The following is a 16,533-nucleotide window of genomic DNA, read 5'->3' as shown; positions in this document are numbered from 1 at the left end:
ACCGGGGCGGCAGGGTGCCGCGCCGGGGCGTTGCCCTGGTCGGAGTTCGCACGTTGACCGCCCTCGCGCTGATCGTTGGCTGCGGGGAGGCCGGGGCGCCGGTGCCGGAAGCGTCGCTGGCGGAGATCCTCGCGACGCGCGGGACGGCGGACGCGGCGCTCCAGCAGGACCGACTGGAGGACGCGCGGGCCGCCTACCAGCGCCTCGTCGAGATGGCGCCGGCGGAGGCCGCGGGGTACGCGGGACTCGGCCTCACGGCGCTCAAGGCGGCGGACTACGAGGCGGCCGAGGAGAACCTCCTCGAGGCGCGCGAGCGGGCGCCGGACGATCCGGAGCTGACGCTGGCGCTGGCCACGCTGCGGACCGAGACGGGCGACTTCGGGGAGGCGCGGGCGCTGCTGGACGAGACGCTGGCGGCGGACGCGGGCCACGCGCGCAGCCTGTGGGGGCTGGCGGAGGTGGAGGCCCGGGCGGCGGGCCTGGACGCCGATGCCCGCGCGGACGTTCTCGCTCGCCTGGCGGCGGCCGCGCCGGGCAACCTGGCCGCTCTCGCCGAACTCGCCGATGCGCAACTCGCGCGCGGCGAACTCGACGACGCCCTCGGCACGATCGAGAGTCTGCGGCAGGTCGCCCCGGACTTCCGCCCCGGGCCGCGCGCGGCGTTCGAGGCCGCCGAAGATGCCCTCCTGGATGGCGACGCCTCGACGGCGATCGGCCAGTTCGCGGACTTCCGCGCGGCGTTCGAGGTCACCTCGCCCTACCAGGCGAGCCTCGAAGAGCTGAGGTCGCCGGGCGGCCCCCTCGCGGGCGTCGCCGCGCTCGACTTCAGCTTCCTCGTCACGCTCCGCGTCCGGGAGCCGGAAGCCGTGCTCGGAGCGCTGCGCTACACGGAGGCGTCCGATCTGGCCGGGCTCGCGGCGCTCGCTCCCTCGCCCGAAGCCGGGGCCGGGGGGCAGGCGCCCGTCGCCGCCGCGATGGCGACCGGCGACTTCGACGGGGATGGAGACGAAGACCTGCTGTGGAGTCGGGGCGGGGAAGGGCGCGTTCTCCGCGTGGACCTCGGCCGCTACGTGGACGCCGCCGATGAGGTCGGGGCCATCGACGCCGGCGATGCCGCGTCCGCGATCTGGGTCGACCTCGACGACGACCGCCGCCTCGACGCCTGGTTCGCCGGAAGCGCGCCGCGCGCGTACCGCAACGACCCGACCGGAGGCTTCCAGGAGATCGCGCTCCAACCGGCGGTCGCGGGAGCTCCGGCCGGTGCGGCCAACGGCGTGTTCGTCGCGGACCTGGACCAGGACGGGGACCTCGACGTGTTCGAGCCGCACACGGGTTCGAACCACCTCTTCCGCAACAACGGCGACCTCACCTTCGCCGAGATGGCGGCGGACTTCGGCCTCGCGGGCCCGGCGGACGCCGACACGCGCGGCGCGGCCTTCGGCGACCTCGACGACGACCGCGATCTCGACATCGTGCTCGCGGAAGGCGCCGGCGGTCTCCGCCTGCTGGATAACGAGCGCGCGGCCACCTTTGCGGAGCGAACGGAGCGTCTCTCCGGTGCGGCGTCCGAGGCGGCGCAGGCCGTGGCGATCGGCGACGCGAACGGCGACGGCTGGCTCGACATCGCGGCCGCCGGCGCCGACCGCGTCCGCCTGCTGCTCGGCTCGGCCTCCGACACGTTCACGCCCGGCGCGACGGCGCCGCTGAACGGTCTCGCCCCGCACGACCTGCTCTTCGTCGATTTCGACAACGACGGCCGCCTGGATCTCGCCGTGGCCGGAACGCCACCGGAAGCCGGCGCCCCGAACTCCGGGCTGCGGCTCTTCCGCAACGACGGGGAAGGGGGGCTGGCGCCGGCCGACGAGTTCCTCCCCGATCTCCCGTTCGCGCTTCGCGCCGTCCGTTCGTTCGACTACAACGAGGACGGCGACGCCGACCTGCTCGTTCTCGGCGCGGACGGAAACCCACGTCTCCTGCGCAACGACGGCGGCAACGCAAACCACTACTTCAGGCTCGACCTCGCCGGGCTCGGGGAGGGGAGCCGCAAGAACAACCGCTTCGGGATCGGGGCGCGGGTCGAGGTGCGGGCCGGGGATCTCTTCCAGGTCCACACCGTCACGGATCCCACGACCCTCATCGGCCTCGACGGGCGTCTGAAGGCCGACGTCGTCCGCGTCTACTGGCCGAACGGCGTCCCGCAGGACCTCTACTTCCCGGGCACGGACCAGGATCTCGTCGAGGAGCAGACGCTCAAGGGTTCCTGTCCCATGCTCTACGTGTGGGACGGCGACGGGTTCGAGTTCGTGGGCGACATGATGTGGAAGAGCGCCCTCGGCATGCCGCTGGGCATCCTCGGCGGCGGCCAGCGCGCCTACGCCCCCGCCTTCCCCTCGCAGGAGTACCGGCGCCTCCCGGACGGCGTGCTCCAGCCGCTGGACGGCGAGTACGTGATGCAGATCACCGAGGAACTGTGGGAGACGATCTACGTGGACGGCGTGAACCTCGTCGCCGTCGACCATCCCTCGGAGATCGACGTCTACGTGAACGAGGCCTTCATCCCGCCCGCCCCGATCGACCTCGAACTGTGGCGGGTGGGCGAGCGGCACGCCCCGGTCTCGGCCACGGACGAAAACGGGAGGGATCACCGCGAGGCGCTCGCCGAGCGCGACTTCGACTACGTCTCATCGTTCCGCCCCGGCCGTTTCCAGGGGATCGCCGAGCCGCACGAACTCATCCTCGACCTCGGCCGCGAGGCCGCCTCGGGCGACGTCACGCTCTTCCTCACGGGATGGATCTTCCCCACCGACGCGAGCATCAACGTGGCGATGGGCCAGTCGGACGCGCTCGCGCCGCACTTCCCGGAACTCGACGTGATGGGCCCCGGCGGCGAGTGGCAGCCCGCGATCCCCGGCCTCAGCTTCCCCTCGGGCAAGGATAAGACGGTCGTCGCCGACCTCCGCGGTCTCTTCCCGACCGACGACCGAAGGGTACGGATCCGCACGAACCTCATGGTCTACTGGGACGAGGCCTTCTTCACGACCGGCCCGGCGCACCCGGCGGCGGACGAGCATCGCGTGACCTCGCTCGCGCCCATGAACGCCGACATCCACTACCGAGGCTTCGCCCGCGAATTCCGGAAGGGTGGCCGCTACGGCCCCCACTGGTTCGACTACGATTCCGTCACCGTCGAGCCGCGCTGGCACGACCTCTTCGGCCTCTACACCCGCTTCGGCGACGTGACCGACCTCGTGGCCGAGGGCGACGACCGCTACGTGATCCAGAACGCCGGCGACGAGATCACGCTCCGCTTCGACGCCGGGGCGTTCCCCACGCTGCCGGACGGCTGGACGCGAACCTTCCTCATCTACTCCGACGGCTGGGTGAAGGACGGCGACCTCAACACCGCCACCGGCGACCGGGTCGTCCCGCTCCCGTCGCGGGCGCTGTCCGGCTATCCCCCGTCGGCGGAGGAGGCCGGCGCCACGGCCGCCGATGCCGCGCTCGCGGAGTATCTCACGCGCGTGATCCCGCCCCCGGAGGACCGATGAGCGTCGTCAACCTGGAGGAGAAGTTCGGCCTGTTCTCGGAGTTCTGGCAGCCGCACGTCGTGGCCGAACTCAACGACTACCAGTTCAAGCTCGTGCGCGTGAAGGGCGAGTTCGTGTGGCACGACCACGCGGACACGGACGAGGCGTTCTTCGTCCTCGAGGGCACGCTGCGGATCGACCTCCCCGATGGCGCCGTCGAGATCGGCCCCGGCGAACTCTATGTCGTGCCGCGGGGCGTGAAGCACCGCCCGGTCGCCGAAGAGGAAGTGAAGCTGATGGTCGTCGAACCGCGCGGCGTGGTGAACACCGGCGACGAGCGCGGCGACCTCACCGCCGAATCCGACGTCTGGATCTGACGGGAAGCGCCGCCGTCATCCCGCGCTCAACACCGTGCCCTGCCAACGCCGGTTTGACAAGCACTTGTTTTCTTGATTGGAATCTGGTCAGGAGGGCCGTTCAGAAGTCGGGGGCGAAGACCGCTTGCAGATCGATCTCCCCGACCCGTTCGGTTCCGAGCCTGACCGGGAGGGCACCCTCGAAGCGCTCGTGCGCGGGTTCCTCGCCGAAGCGCCACACGTCGACGACGTGCTCGTCCGGGTCGACGATCCAGTACTCGCGCACGCCCTGCCGCTCGTAGAGTTCGAGCTTGATGCCGCGGTCATGGCTCGCCGTCGAGGGGGAGAGGATCTCGACCACCAGATCGGGCGCGCCTCGAATCCAGTCGCTCCCGAGGATCTCGCGCCGCTCGTTCGACACGAACAGCAGGTCGGGCTGTACGCCCTCGTCCGTGGCCGGGAACTCGACCCCGAACGGCGCATACACAACCTCCCCGTGCCCCGGTTCTTGGAGGACGCGGTCCAATTCCTTGAACACGCGCTGGCTGACCTTCTGATGGCGGAAGTTTGGGGCGGCCGTCATGAACAGCTCGCCCCCGATCACCTCGTAGCGGTTGCCGTCGTCCGGCATCCGCTGGGCGTCGCGCCACGTGATCGTTTCGGTCGAGGATAGCGGCATGGTCTGCACATCATAGCTCCGGGCGGGAGTCGTCTCCAAATCCGACCCCATGATCGCCCGGACTCTCAACCCGCCCTCAACTCGCGCTTGCGATCATCCTCAGGTTGTGCCCTTGTAAGGACATGGCCAGTCTTGCGTTGGATCTGCCCGAAGAGCTGCTCGACCGCCTGCGGCGGCGAGCGCGGGAGAAAACCGATCTCGGCATCAGCGCGGCCCGGCTGATCCGCGAAGAACGCTCCCGCCGCGAGCGCGGGGACGACTGAGGGGAAGACCTAAAGGTCGGCGACGAACACGGCTTCGAGGTCGATCACTCCCACCTCATCGGCTCCGAGCCTGACCGGGAGGGTCCCCTCGAAGCGTTCGCACTCGGGATCGTCCCCGAACCGCCACACGTCGATGGCCTCCGCCACGGGGTCGACGATCCAGTACTGCGGCACGCCGAGCCGTTCGTACAGCCGCCGCTTGATCCCCCGGTCGCGGCTTGCCGTCGAGGGAGAGAGCACCTCCACGACAAGGTCGGGAGCGCCCCGAACGCTGGCTCCGACGAGCAGATCGCGTCGTTTGCCGGATACGAAGAGGAGGTCCGGCTGCACACCCTCGCGGGAATCCTCTGACTCCACGCCCAAGGGCGCCACGAGGAGCATGCCGCCCTGGGCCGTCGGCAAGAGCGGACGGAGGGCGTCGTACAGCCGCACGACGAGAATCTGGTGCCGGACGCTTGGCGAGGGCGTCATGAACAACTCGCCCCCGATCGCCTCGTAGCGGTTGCCGTCGTCCGGCATCCGCTGGGCGTCGCGCCACGTGATCGTTTCGGTCGAGGAAAGCGGCATGGTCTGCACATCATAGCTCCGGGTGGGCGTCGTCTCCAAATCCGACCCCATGATCGCCCGGACTCTCAACCCGCCCTCATCGCTCTCTGCCCGGCGCACGCCGATTTTGTTTGATCGGAAACCTGCAGAATCGCGGCAGATTTCCGTAAACGCCGTCGTGACAAGTACTTGTTTTCTTGATCGGTACTTGATCGGAAGGACCGTTCAGAAGTCGGGGGCGAACACGGCTTCGAGGTCGATCGTGCCCACCCGTTCGGCTCCGAGCCTGACCGGGAGCGTCTCCGTGAAGCGCTCGTGCGCGGGTTCCTCCCCGAAGCGCCACACGTCGACGGCGTTATCGTCCGGGTCGACGATCCAGTACTCGCGCACACCTTGGCGCTCGTAGAGCCGCCGCTTCGTCCCGCGGTCATGGCTCGCCGTCGAGGGGGAGAGAATCTCCACGACGAGGTCCGGAGCGCCTCTCACCGACGTATCCCGAATGATCCGGCGACGTTCGTCGGACACGAACAGGATGTCGGGTTGTACGCCCTCCCCGGTACTCGGGAACTCGACGCCGACCGGAGCCACGAGGAGGACGCCGCCGTGTCGCTCGCGCAGCACCGCAGCCAGAGCGTCGTATAGACGCAGCAAGAGAATCTGGTGCCGTGGTGAGGGGGCGGGAGTCATGTAGAGGTCGCCCTCGATCGCCTCGTAGCGATTGCCGTCGTCCGGCATCTGCTGGACGTCCTGCCAGGTGACCGAAGGGAGGGGCATGATCGGCACATCATAGCTCCGTGCGGGAGTCGTCTCCAAATCCAACCCCACAATCGCCCGGACTCTCAACCTGCCCTCAACTCGCGCCTGCGATCGCCCCCAGGTCGTGCTCTTGTAACGACATGGCCAGTCTTGCGTTGGATCTACCGGAAGAGCTGCTCGACCGCCTGCGGCAGCGAGCGCGGGAGGACCGCCTCACGATCCGCGAGAGTGATTGAATGACCCTGCTGAAGCCCCCCACGTCGTACGTTGCCGGATACGCACGAGCCCGTGAGGCGGACCCGGATCTGGCGGATGCCTATATCGAGCACACGCGCATCGGCGACCCTCCGGCGGACGCGGCCATGGAGGCCCTTTCGGAGGTTGACCAGGCGACACGTCATCGCCTGATCGACGCGGGCATGGAAGGCGATGAGGAAGGGCTGCGGGAAGCCCCGGATGCACTGAAGGAATTCTTCGGCTGTCTCGATCCTCCCGATGGACTCTTCCACCCCGAAAAGGCCCTTCAGGGAGCACGCGCCTTCCATAAGAGTTCAGACATGTTCTTTGTCGGGTTGGTGCTGGCGGCGGTCATCACAGGCTTCACAACCGGAGTCAGCAAGTCCTTCTACATGACCGGGCGAACGACGGGAAATCTCCGCCGGCTCCGGCAGAACACCAGGCATCTGATCGACATCACTCTGCCCGGCGGCCTCGAGCGCTTCGGCGACGGGTGGAAGCTGACCGTCCGCATCCGCCTGGTGCACGCTCAAATGCGGCGTTTGTTGCTCCAGTCGGATGGCTGGGACGTGGCTGCCGACGGAGTGCCGCTCCATGCTTCTCACCTCGTGCTCGCAGCTACCGGTTTCTCTGCCGTCAACCTACAGGCGGTGCGCCGGTTGGGCGTCAAACTGACCGGGGAAGAGAGCGAAGGCTTCATGCACATCTGGCGCTACGTAACGTGGCTGATCGGTGTGCCCCCCAAGATACTGTTTCGAGGAGAGGACGACGCCATCCATCTGAAGAACATCGGGTATCTGTGCGAGCCGCGTCCACGCCTGGAAGCAGTCTCGATGGCGCACGGCGTCGTCAAGGCGGTTCCCGAACGGCTCCGTATCTCCGACCCTCGCAAGGCGGAGAGATTCGTAGATATTCTGTTCCGAACGTCCCGCGCCCTCATCGGTCATGAGATGGCCGATGCCCTCGAATACCCAAGGCAGTCAACCTTCTGGATACTGCCGTTCATACGCGCGCAGCGGCAGTTCCAGATACTCCGTTCGAGGGTCGTCCCGGGCACAACCTCTTTTGACGCCGAGAACTTCATCGGGCTGATGGAACGGTCGACGTACGACGAGACCGGCGTGAGCTACCGGATGCCCGACGCGGTGAAGGACACCGAATCCAGCCGCTGGTAAGCAGAGTGAATTGGAAGGATCGTTCAGAAATCGGGAGCGAAAACGGTTTCCAGGTCGATCTTGCCCACCTGTTCGGCTCCGAGCCTGACCGGAAGGGTCCCCTTGAAACGTTCGTGCGCGGGTTCCTCCCCGAAGCGCCACACGTCGATGACGCTCTCGTCCGGATCGACGATCCAGTACTCCTGCACTCCGTGTCGCTCGTAGAGCCGGAGTTTGATGGTGCGGTCTCGGCCGGCCGTTGAAGGGGAGAGGATCTCCACCACGAGGTCTGGAGCGCCCGCGATCCCTGCTTCCGTGATGATCTCGCACCGGTCCCGGGATACGAAGACGATGTCCGGTTGGACGCCTTCCCCGGTGACCGGAAACTCGACGCCGTACGGGGCGACGAAGATCTCGCCCAGCCCGGGCCGTTCCAGGATCCGGTCCAGCGCATACTGCAGACGCTTGCTCACACGCTGGTGGCGCGTGGTGGGGGCGGGGGTCATGTACAGGTCACCCTCGATCGCCTCGTAGCGATTGCCGTCGTCCGGCATCTGCTGGACGTCCTGCCAGGTGATCGAGGGAAGGGGCATGGTCGGCACATCATAGCTCCGGGTGGGAGTCGTCTCCAAGTCCGACCCCAACGTGCCCGGCGCCATCATCCGGCCTTCAACACCCGCGATCGGCGACGGGCGGTCTTGTCAGCCGGGCTCCTCCGGCGCACCGTGCTTTCCCGGCACATTTCCGGCATCCGTCCAGCCCAAACCCGGCGAGGCACAACATGCGCGTCCGATCCGTTTCCATCCGCCCGCTCGTCGCGGGTTTCGCCCTGCTTCTCGCGGCGTTCTCCGCGGTCACACCGCTGGCGGCGCAGTCGGCTCCCGATCCCGCGGCCTACGAGACGCTGCGCTGGCGGAACATCGGCCCCGAGGGGAACCGCTTCAGCGCGGCAGCGGGGATCCCCGGCCAGCCGTACACCTACTACGTGGGCGCGGCCTCGGGCGGGATCTACAAGACGACGGACGGCGGCGTGAACTGGGACGAGATGTTCGACGACCAGCCGGTGCAGTCGATCGGGTCGCTCGCCGTCTCTCCCACGGACCCCAACATCGTCTGGACGGGGACGGGAGAGGGGAAGATCCGGAGCCACGTCTCCATCGGGCAGGGCGTCTACAAGTCCACCGACGCGGGAGAGACGTGGACCCTCATGGGGCTCGAACCCACGGGACGGATCCCGCGCCTCGTCATCCATCCCGCGAACCCGGACATCGTCTACGTCTGCGCGCTGGGCCACTCCTACGGGCCGCAGCCGGAACGCGGGGTCTACCGGACGATGGACGGCGGCGAGAGCTGGGAGCACGTCCTCTTCATCGACGAGGACACGGGGTGCTCGGACATCGCGATGGACCCGACGAACCCGCGTGTCCTCTTCGCGGGCACCTGGCAGCTCGAGATCCACACCTGGGGGCGCACGAGCGGTGGTCCCGGCGGCGGGCTGCACGTGTCGCGCGACGGCGGGGACACGTGGGAGAAGCTGAACGGCCCGGACAACACGATCGGCCTGCCGAAGAAGCCGGTCGGCAAGGTGGCCGTGGCGATCGCGCCCTCGAACACGCAGCGCGTGTATGCGATGCTCGAGACGGGGGACGGGATCCCGTGGGACGGCCAGCCCACCGAGGACGGCCAGCTGTGGCGCTCGGAGGACGGGGGCCGCACGTGGGCCCTCATCACCCGCAACCGGAACGCGATGGGGCGGCCGCACTACTACTCGCGCGTCGTGATCTCGCCGGACGATGAGGACGAGGCCTACTTCCTCACCGCCTCGTTCACGGTGTCGACGGATGGGGGACGGACGCTGGACGTGATCCCGCGGGCGCAGGCGCCGGGGGGCGATCACCACGACATGTGGATCGATCCCACGAACCCGGACCGCATGATCGTGGCGCACGACCAGGGGCTCTCGATCTCGATCAACCGCACGAAGACGTGGTTCCGGCAGCGGCTCACGAACGCGCAGATGTACCACGTGACGGTGGACAACGCGGTCCCCTACAACGTGCTCGGGAACAAGCAGGATGAGCCGACCTACCGCGGCCCCAGCAACAGCCGGATCCTCGGCGTCCGGCGCATCAACCACATCCCGCGCGGCATGTGGCACCACGTCGGGGGCGGCGAGAGCGGCTTCGCCACGCCGGATCCGACCGACCCCAACGTCGTGTGGTCCTCGGCCTCGGGCTCGGGAATGGTGGGCGGGATCGTCGTCCGCTACGAGGAGGAGCGCCGGCAGTACCGGCCCGTCGAGGTGTGGCCCGAGCAGAGCCGCGGGCCGGCCTCCGGCGTCCGCTACCGCTTCATCTGGGACGCGCCGGTCCACATCTCCCCCCACGACAACGAGACGGTCTACGTGGGGAGCCAGCACGTCCACCGCACGCGGAACCGCGGGCAGAGCTGGGAGGTCATCAGCCCGGACCTCACGCTGAACGACCGCAGCCGCATGGGCCTCTCGGGCGGGCTCACGGGCGACAACATCGGCGTCGAGTACGCGGGCACCGTGTTCGGGATCGCGGAGTCGCCGATCGAGGCGGGCCTCATCTGGGCCGGCACGAACGACGGCAAGCTCCACGTCACGCGCGACAACGGGGCGAACTGGACGGACGTGACGGGCAACGTCACCGGGCTGCCGGAGTGGATCGCCGTGCGCAGCATCGCGCCCTCCCGCTACGACGCGGGCACGGCCTACATCGCGGCGGACGGCCACCAGGTGAACATCCGCGACCCGCACGTCTACCGGACGCGCGACTTCGGCGCCTCGTGGGAGAAGATCACCGACGGGATCCCGCCCAGCATGCTGAGCTACACGAAGATCATCGTCGAGGACCCGGTGCGGCCGGGGATGCTCTACGTGGGAACGGAGAACGCGATCTACGTCTCCTTCAACGACGGGGACGACTGGCAGCCGCTGCAGAACAACCTGCCGGCGGCCCCGGTGTCCGGGATCGTCGTGCAGGAGCATTTCAACGATCTCGTGGTGGGCACGTACGGGCGCGGGTTCTGGATCTTCGACGACCTGTCGCCGATCCAGCAGATGACGCCGGAGGTGATGGCCTCGGCCTCGCACCTGTTCGCGCCGCGCGATGCGTACCGCTTCCGGCCGATCACGCCGCCGTCGATCCCGTACGACGACCCCACGATCGGAGAGGACCCGCAGTATGGGGCCTCGCTCAACTACTGGCTCGCGGCGGAGGCTGCGGAGGCGCCGGCGATCGAGATCCTGGACGGGTCGGGGACAGTGGTGCGCACGCTGGAGGGGCCGAACCGCGCGGGCGTGAGCCGGATCCACTGGGACCTTCGGGACGAGCCCAACGAGCCGATCCGGATGCTCACGCCGCCCATGTACGCCGAGCACATCGAGGTCGGCGACGAGGGGAGGCCGGCGCCGGGCGGGCAGCAGATCTCGATTCTCATGCCGCCGGGGCAGTACACGGTGCGCCTCTCGGTGGACGGGGCGACGCACGAGCAGCCGCTGACGGTCCTCAAGGACCCGCATTCGGCGGGAACGGAGGCGGAGATCGCCGAGCAACTCGCCTTCATCCGCGAGGTGCGCGAGGATGTCGTGCGGGCGGGCGATGCGGTGCACCGGGTGGAGGCGATGCGCGTGCAGCTGAGGACGCTGGCGCGGTTCGCGGAGGACGAGGATCTCGCGGCGTCGGTCGAAGACCTGCGACAGAAGCTGATCGACCTGCAGGAGACGATGGTCGACCTGCGGCTCACGGGGCAGGGCCAGGACGGCGTCCGCTTTGAGGCGCGGCTCCTCCAGAAGCTCGGCTACCTGGTCGGTGCGCTCTCCATCGCGGACTTCCGGCCCACGGACCAGGAGATGGAGGTGAAGGTCATCCTCCACGATGCGCTGGAGGCACACCTGGCCGAGCTGGAGGAACTGGTGCGGACGGACGTCGCGGCGCTCAACGAGACGCTGCGCGGGCTCGGCATGCTCATCATCACTGACGACGCGTTCTGAATCGCGAGTGTCGCCGGACGGTTGCAGCCCCGGCGACACCTCGGCCGGTTAGCCCGGATTTCTCACACGCGCCCCGGAAGTGAACCGCAGCCGTCCGTTCGGGCATAGTTGGCCGGATAAGTGTCCCACTCGGAGTGCGGTGGTAGCTCGGGGAGGGTCGAGGCGGGCTGTTTCGGGCCGGTGAGAGCGCACCGGAGCCGGATCCGTGGCGCCTGGAGACACCGGTGCCCGGGCCGGGGGAGGCCGGGAGGCTTCTGGTGAGACCGCAGGGTCGGGTCGGCGCTACGTGGGGAAGCTGGCGTGGACGCGCGCGAACTCGGCGGTGAAGGGGTGGTTCGCGTCCATGGCGACGGCGACGCGGCGGACGGAGACGGAGACGCGGGCGCCGATCCCGAGGAGCTTGAGGCGGAGGGAGCCGGCGGTGGCTCGGGCGAGGCGCGTGTGGGCGAGGGCGGCCCGGAGCCGGATCATGAGGACCGAGGCGAGGGCGGAGAAGACGAGCCTGAGCTGGTTGGCGGCCATGGGGGTGGCGGAGGTGCGTCCGGCGAACAGGTCGAGTTGCTGCTCCTTGATGGCGTTCTCGGCGTTGCCCCTGGGGCAGTAGATGCGTTCGTAGACGGTTTTGGGGGCGATCGTCTCCGGGAGCGAGGTGACGACGAAGCGGGGGTTGGACTTGCCGGGGATGTGCTCGCACTTGGCGATGACGCGGCGGAAGCGGGACCAGCTGGTTCGGGTGGCGTGGTCGAACTCGGCGTAGAGGCGCACCGGACGGCGGCGGCCCTCGGACTCGACCTTGGCGGCGAGGAGTTCCGGCGCGATCCGTCGGCGGAGCCGGTCGTTCTTCGCGACGCCGAGGACGTAGTGGATGTCGCGCGCTTCGCAGAAGGCCATGAGTTCTTCGCGGGCATAGGCGGAGTCGGCGCGGACGAGCAGTTCGACGTCGGGCCAGCGCCGCCTCAGCTGCGTGACGATGCGCTCGAGTGCTTCGACGGCACCGCGGGCCGGGTCGGTGTTGCCGGGGCGGAGCACGGCGGCGAGCGGGTGGTGGCCGCAGAAGATGTAGAGGGGGAGGAAGCAGTAGTGGCCGTAATAGCCGTGGAAGAAGCGGCCTTCCTGGCGGCCGTGCGTCCGGTCGTCGGTGCAGTCGATGTCGAGGACGAGGCGCGAGGGGGGCGGTCCGGCCTTCGACTCGATGAACAGATCGGTGAGCAGGGCCTGCATCGCCTCCGGGTCGTGGCCGATCCTGTGGTACCGGCCCGGCTCACCCTCGGGCGCGTGTTCGAGCCGGTTGAGCGTGCTCTTGCCGGCCAGGGCGGCGCAGTCCTTCCGGGTGGCTCCGGTCTTGTCGCCGAGAAGGCCCAGCACGGGATCGTGGCGCAGGTGGTCGTGATCGTTGAGGTCCTCGAAGCCGAGGGCCAGGGCCACGATGCGCTGGGCCACCAGCGTGGAGACGGAGTGCTCGGTGCGCGCCGGATCGCGGTGGTCGGTGAAGCAGGCCGCGAACCGGTCGAACAGGCTGTCCGCGCGCCCGATCTCCCGGAGCAGCAGCGTTCCGGCGTGGGAGGTGATCGTGCCGCCGTTGAACGCGGCCGTGACTTTACGGCCCCGGAAGCCTTGAAAAGCGAACGATACGGGCTTACGCTGTGTCGGCACCGGTCCTCCTTTTTTGTAGCCGCCATGTTATTGGGGAATAACAAATTAGCGACTACTGGAGGCCGGTGCCTACTCCATCCTGTGAGAAATCCGGGTTAGGGAGAAGCGACTCACCGTTCAGGCTTCGCCTTCGGACCCGCCTCAGGCTATCTTATGTGAAGATACCCGCCGGCAGCGTGCTGTCGGCTCAAGGGCCGCTCTTCGGAGCGGCCCTTGCTTTTTTTCAGCCGCCGCGGACGAGAGCGATGCTCCCGTTCACCGTGCTGAGCTCGATTTCCGGTCCTCCCGCGCCGATCTCGCCGGAGGCGGATCTGGGGCCCCAACGCCCGCGGATGGTGAGCGGAAAATCGGTATCGATGGAGCCGTTGACCGTCCGGATGTCGATATCGGCGTCGGTCCCGTTCGGGAGCACGAGCCGGATCCCGCCGTTTACCGTCTTGAAGCGAAGGTCCTCGGAAGGCTCGCTTCCCAGCCGCGCCTCGATGGCTCCGTTCACGGTCTCCGCGGACACCGGTCCGTTGGCTTCGACCGCGACCGCGCCGTTCACGGTCCGCGCTTCCACCTCGTCGGAGATCCCGCGCGCCTCGATCCCTCCGTTCACGGTCCGGGCCTCCAGTTCGACGCCGGCCGGAACCTCGACCGTGAAGTGCACCTGCACGTCGTTGTTGCTGACGCTCATCTCGTAGTCGTCTCCACGCCCGCACCGGTTCGGGTCCCGGCCGCGCCTCGACGGGTAGACGGCGCAGATCAGGACGCCGCGCGAGTCCTCGACGACCTCGATGCGGACCGAATCCGGATCGTCATCATCCCATTCCTTGGTGGCCCGCACCTGTACCTGGCTGCCGCTCGCGGCGCTCGCCGTGATGGAGCCGTTTACGCCCCGGATCGTGACCGCGTCTCCGCGATCCACGGACCCCTGCCATTCGAAATCCTGGGCCTGTGCCCCCGTCGTTGCCCCGGTGAGCAGGAAGGCCGCTCCGGCGGCGAGGTATCGGACTGAATTCCGCATCATTTCGCTCCTGATTCAGTGTTCGCGAGCCTGCCTTCGGCCGGCCCGCAAGTACGGTGGTGATTCCCTATTCGCGCTCCTCGTCCAGATCCGGGGTGCGCTCCCCCGGCCGGATGAGGAGGATGTCTCCGTCGAACGACTTCAGCGTCACGGCGGCGGATCCGTCCCCGACCGTGAACTCGCCGCCCCGCAGACGGCCTCCGCGGAATTGGATGGGGAACGACGGGACGAGTTCTCCATCGAAGGTGGACACGGAGATGCTGGCGCCGGCGCTCTCCGGGACGGCGAACGTGACATCGCCGTCGTGGGTGCTGAGCGAGTAGCTGCCGTCCGCCTGAACGGCGCCGTCGTACCACACGTCGCCGTCCACCACCGTGACCGCGATGGCGCGCGTGTCGGTGTTCGTGACGACGACGTCGGCGTCGATCCCGCTTACGCTGATGCTCCCGGCGACCTGGTCGAGCCACACGTCGCCGTCCGTCACGCTGACCGTCGCGGTCCCGGCGTTCGAGATCGTCACGGCGCCGTCCAGCGTGGCGACGCTGACGCTGCCGGCTCCATCGATCTCCACATCTCCATCGGCCGTTCTCACGGTCACGGCGCCGCGAACGATGCCCGCAACCGTGATGTCGCCCTCGTGTCCGGCCACGCTCACCTCGACGTCCTCCGGAAGCCAGATGAGCAAGTCCGCGCCGTCGCCGCCCCGGTTCGTGCCGAGCCGAATCGTGCCACCCGAGGACTGCACGCGAATCCTGCCGTCATCGTCGTCGAGCACGATCCGCGCCTCGCGGCTGTCCGCGCCCATCACGCGGATATCTCCGTCGCGGTGTTCGATCTCGATACGCGCGCCCTCGGGTACCACGAACGTCGTGTCGCGCGCGCCGGGGCTCGTCGCTGCGAGGACCGCCAGGAACATCGTCGCCGGGGCCATCAATCTGTCGCCGCGAGCTGCACGGCCTGGGCAAGGAACTCCGACTTGCGCCGCATTGTGTTCTCCATGTGTTCCTGGATGTAGGGGTCATCGGGCAGCTCGAGCAGCGCGGCCCGCGCGTCCTCGATGGCCCGGTCGATCGTCACGAGAGCGCGGCGGATACGCGCCACGGTCTCCGGCGGCAGCGGCCGCTCCGAGTCGAACAGCACGCGTTCGAGTTCGGCGATCAGGCGGGCGTATTCCTCGGCGCTCGATCCCCCGTCCTCCAACGTCGATACGCTTCGCCCGGCCGGGGGCAGGAGCGACGTAGCGCCGAGCCCCGGTGAGGCGCCCACGCTGCCCGGGTTCCCCCCGGCGTCGTCCCGCGCCACGGCCGTCCACACGAGGGCGCCGGAGAGCCACACCAGCGCGATGCCGGCCGCGAGTTGCGGCGCGAAACGCGTGATGCCGCGGGCGGGCGTGCGGCGCCGGGTCGGCGCATCGGAGGGGTCGGGCGCCGCGCCCGCGGGACCGGCGGCGCGGGCGCCGATCCGCTCCGCGATGCCGGGCCAGAGATCCTCGGCCGGTTCGCGCGGCCCGAGGCTCGCGGCCCGGTCCACCACGGCCTCGAGCTCCGCGAGCGTTCGGGCGGAGTCCTCGCAGCGCTCCAGGTGCCGCTCGATCAGGACCTCCTCCTCGACGCCGAGGTTGCCGTCGATGTACTCGGAAAGACGGTCCCGAAAGCGATCCTTCCGCTGTTCTCGGTCTGTCATCGGCTCACCTACCTGTCCAGGTGCCGTCTCAGAATCATCCGTGCCCGGTGCAGTTGGGACTTCGAAGTCCCGGGCGTGATCTCCATCATCTCCGCGATCTCGCGGTGCTTGTAACCCTCGACGTCGTGCAGGACGAAGACCTCGCGTGCCCCATCCGGGAGCCGTTCGAGCGCAACCTCGAAGTCGAGACGGATCTCGATGCTGTCTCGGCGCGCCCGGGCCAACGCCAGGGGAATCTCGTTCGCCATCTCCCGTTCCCTCTGCACCTTCAGCGCTCGCAGCCGGCTGCACAGGAGGTTCACCGCCAACCGGTACAGCCACGAACTGAAGGCCGATTCCCCGCGGAACGTCCCGAGCTTCTCCCACGCCCGAACGAAGACGTCCTGCGTGAGTTCATCCGCCCGCTCGCTCCCGGCCATTCGGCACGCGAGTCCATGGACACGCGACACGTGGGCGCGGTAGATGCGCTCGAACGCCTCCTGATCCCCGAACGTCGCCGCCCGCACGTCCGCCGCGACGCCGGCGGAAAGCTGCCTCTCCGCCCGCGCGTCCGGCCCGTGCTCCCGGGATTTTCCGTTCGGTTCGATCACGTCCTGGTCCGCGTTCCTGTTTCGATCTTGAGACGCGCCCTGCGTCCGGAAGGTTGGAGCAC

The 16,533-nt window shown here is 68.6% G+C and carries 14 protein-coding genes; 5 read left to right on the top strand and 9 right to left on the bottom strand.

Going from position 1 to position 16,533, the window contains the following annotated elements; genetic code table 11:
- The first annotated feature begins 53 nt into the window (after positions 1-53).
- A complete protein-coding gene (locus ACQY5G_RS14435; RefSeq protein WP_428275117.1) occupies positions 54-3,548 on the top strand; it encodes an FG-GAP-like repeat-containing protein in 3,495 nt (1,164 codons plus the stop codon).
- Positions 3,545-3,904 (top strand): cupin domain-containing protein, encoded by a 360-nt coding sequence (locus ACQY5G_RS14430; protein ID WP_428275115.1) that lies wholly within the window; start codon positions 3,545-3,547, stop codon positions 3,902-3,904. The genes ACQY5G_RS14435 and ACQY5G_RS14430 overlap by 4 nt, the downstream gene beginning before the upstream one ends.
- Positions 3,905-4,004: 100 nt before the next feature.
- Here ACQY5G_RS14430 and ACQY5G_RS14425 read toward each other — a convergent pair whose 3' ends face one another.
- Positions 4,005-4,562 (bottom strand): Uma2 family endonuclease, encoded by a 558-nt coding sequence (locus ACQY5G_RS14425; protein WP_428275113.1) that lies wholly within the window; start codon positions 4,560-4,562, stop codon positions 4,005-4,007.
- Between the two features lie 137 nt (positions 4,563-4,699).
- Here ACQY5G_RS14425 and ACQY5G_RS14420 point away from each other — a divergent pair, with 137 nt between their 5' ends.
- Positions 4,700-4,825 carry a hypothetical protein gene (locus tag ACQY5G_RS14420; protein ID WP_428275111.1) on the top strand — a complete coding sequence of 42 codons (126 nt, stop codon included), beginning with the start codon at positions 4,700-4,702 and terminating at the stop codon, positions 4,823-4,825.
- A 9-nt stretch (positions 4,826-4,834) separates the two neighbouring features.
- Here ACQY5G_RS14420 and ACQY5G_RS14415 read toward each other — a convergent pair whose 3' ends face one another.
- Both ACQY5G_RS14415 and ACQY5G_RS14410 read right to left on the bottom strand, forming a co-directional pair.
- On the bottom strand, positions 4,835-5,443 hold the full coding sequence (locus tag ACQY5G_RS14415) for a Uma2 family endonuclease (RefSeq protein WP_428275109.1): 609 nt from the start codon (positions 5,441-5,443) through the stop codon (positions 4,835-4,837).
- A gap of 153 nt (positions 5,444-5,596) precedes the next feature.
- The gene (locus tag ACQY5G_RS14410) at positions 5,597-6,145 is read right to left on the bottom strand and encodes a Uma2 family endonuclease (protein WP_428278709.1); all 549 of its coding nucleotides are present in this window, start codon (positions 6,143-6,145) and stop codon (positions 5,597-5,599) included.
- 218 nt (positions 6,146-6,363) lie between these two features.
- On the opposite strand from ACQY5G_RS14410, the gene ACQY5G_RS14405 reads away from it, so the two are divergent.
- Positions 6,364-7,539 carry an oxygenase MpaB family protein gene (locus ACQY5G_RS14405; RefSeq protein ID WP_428275107.1) on the top strand — a complete coding sequence of 392 codons (1,176 nt, stop codon included), beginning with the start codon at positions 6,364-6,366 and terminating at the stop codon, positions 7,537-7,539.
- A 23-nt stretch (positions 7,540-7,562) separates the two neighbouring features.
- On the opposite strand, the gene ACQY5G_RS14400 is transcribed toward ACQY5G_RS14405, so the two are convergent.
- Positions 7,563-8,111, bottom strand: a complete 549-nt coding sequence (locus ACQY5G_RS14400) for a Uma2 family endonuclease (protein WP_428278708.1) — start codon at positions 8,109-8,111, stop codon at positions 7,563-7,565.
- A 188-nt stretch (positions 8,112-8,299) separates the two neighbouring features.
- Between ACQY5G_RS14400 and ACQY5G_RS14395 the strand changes: the two genes are divergently transcribed.
- Positions 8,300-11,536 carry a sialidase gene (locus tag ACQY5G_RS14395; RefSeq protein WP_428275105.1) on the top strand — a complete coding sequence of 1,079 codons (3,237 nt, stop codon included), beginning with the start codon at positions 8,300-8,302 and terminating at the stop codon, positions 11,534-11,536.
- A gap of 282 nt (positions 11,537-11,818) precedes the next feature.
- Here ACQY5G_RS14395 and ACQY5G_RS14390 read toward each other — a convergent pair whose 3' ends face one another.
- From ACQY5G_RS14390 to ACQY5G_RS14370, 5 genes are all read right to left on the bottom strand, one after another.
- Positions 11,819-13,189: an IS1380 family transposase gene (locus ACQY5G_RS14390; RefSeq protein ID WP_428275103.1), complete on the bottom strand. Its 1,371-nt coding sequence runs from the start codon at positions 13,187-13,189 to the stop codon at positions 11,819-11,821.
- Positions 13,190-13,412: 223 nt separating this feature from the next.
- Positions 13,413-14,201, bottom strand: a complete 789-nt coding sequence (locus tag ACQY5G_RS14385; protein WP_428275101.1) for a DUF4097 family beta strand repeat-containing protein — start codon at positions 14,199-14,201, stop codon at positions 13,413-13,415.
- A 64-nt stretch (positions 14,202-14,265) separates the two neighbouring features.
- Entirely contained in the window at positions 14,266-15,129 is an 864-nt protein-coding gene (locus tag ACQY5G_RS14380) for a DUF4097 family beta strand repeat-containing protein (RefSeq protein ID WP_428275099.1), read from the bottom strand.
- Positions 15,129-15,881 carry an anti-sigma factor family protein gene (locus tag ACQY5G_RS14375; RefSeq protein WP_428275097.1) on the bottom strand — a complete coding sequence of 251 codons (753 nt, stop codon included), beginning with the start codon at positions 15,879-15,881 and terminating at the stop codon, positions 15,129-15,131. Before ACQY5G_RS14375 ends, ACQY5G_RS14380 begins: the two co-directional genes overlap by 1 nt.
- Before the next feature lie 8 nt (positions 15,882-15,889).
- The gene (locus ACQY5G_RS14370; RefSeq protein ID WP_428275095.1) at positions 15,890-16,471 is read right to left on the bottom strand and encodes an RNA polymerase sigma factor; all 582 of its coding nucleotides are present in this window, start codon (positions 16,469-16,471) and stop codon (positions 15,890-15,892) included.
- Positions 16,472-16,533: the final 62 nt, after the last annotated feature.

It is taken from the genome of Candidatus Palauibacter sp., assembly GCF_965261555.1.
In the GTDB taxonomy this organism is placed as follows: Bacteria; Gemmatimonadota; Gemmatimonadetes; order Palauibacterales; family Palauibacteraceae; genus Palauibacter.
Note: the sequence above shows the minus strand (reverse complement) of the source record. Positions and strands in the feature narration are given on the sequence as shown.

Bases quoted from the DNA above. Each gene is read 5' to 3' on its own strand.
- ACQY5G_RS14380 (WP_428275099.1), bottom strand. From the start codon at position 15,129: ATGGCCCCGGCGACGATGTTCCTGGCGGTCCTCGCAGCGACGAGCCCC.
- ACQY5G_RS14410 (WP_428278709.1), bottom strand. From the start codon at position 6,145: ATGCCCCTCCCTTCGGTCACCTGGCAGGACGTCCAGCAGATGCCGGAC.
- ACQY5G_RS14415 (WP_428275109.1), bottom strand. From the start codon at position 5,443: ATGGGGTCGGATTTGGAGACGACGCCCACCCGGAGCTATGATGTGCAG.
- ACQY5G_RS14385 (WP_428275101.1), bottom strand. From the start codon at position 14,201: ATGATGCGGAATTCAGTCCGATACCTCGCCGCCGGAGCGGCCTTCCTG.
- ACQY5G_RS14425 (WP_428275113.1), bottom strand. From the start codon at position 4,562: ATGCCGCTATCCTCGACCGAAACGATCACGTGGCGCGACGCCCAGCGG.
- ACQY5G_RS14375 (WP_428275097.1), bottom strand. From the start codon at position 15,881: ATGACAGACCGAGAACAGCGGAAGGATCGCTTTCGGGACCGTCTTTCC.
- ACQY5G_RS14400 (WP_428278708.1), bottom strand. From the start codon at position 8,111: ATGCCCCTTCCCTCGATCACCTGGCAGGACGTCCAGCAGATGCCGGAC.
- ACQY5G_RS14430 (WP_428275115.1), top strand. From the start codon at position 3,545: ATGAGCGTCGTCAACCTGGAGGAGAAGTTCGGCCTGTTCTCGGAGTTC.
- ACQY5G_RS14405 (WP_428275107.1), top strand. From the start codon at position 6,364: ATGACCCTGCTGAAGCCCCCCACGTCGTACGTTGCCGGATACGCACGA.
- ACQY5G_RS14395 (WP_428275105.1), top strand. From the start codon at position 8,300: ATGCGCGTCCGATCCGTTTCCATCCGCCCGCTCGTCGCGGGTTTCGCC.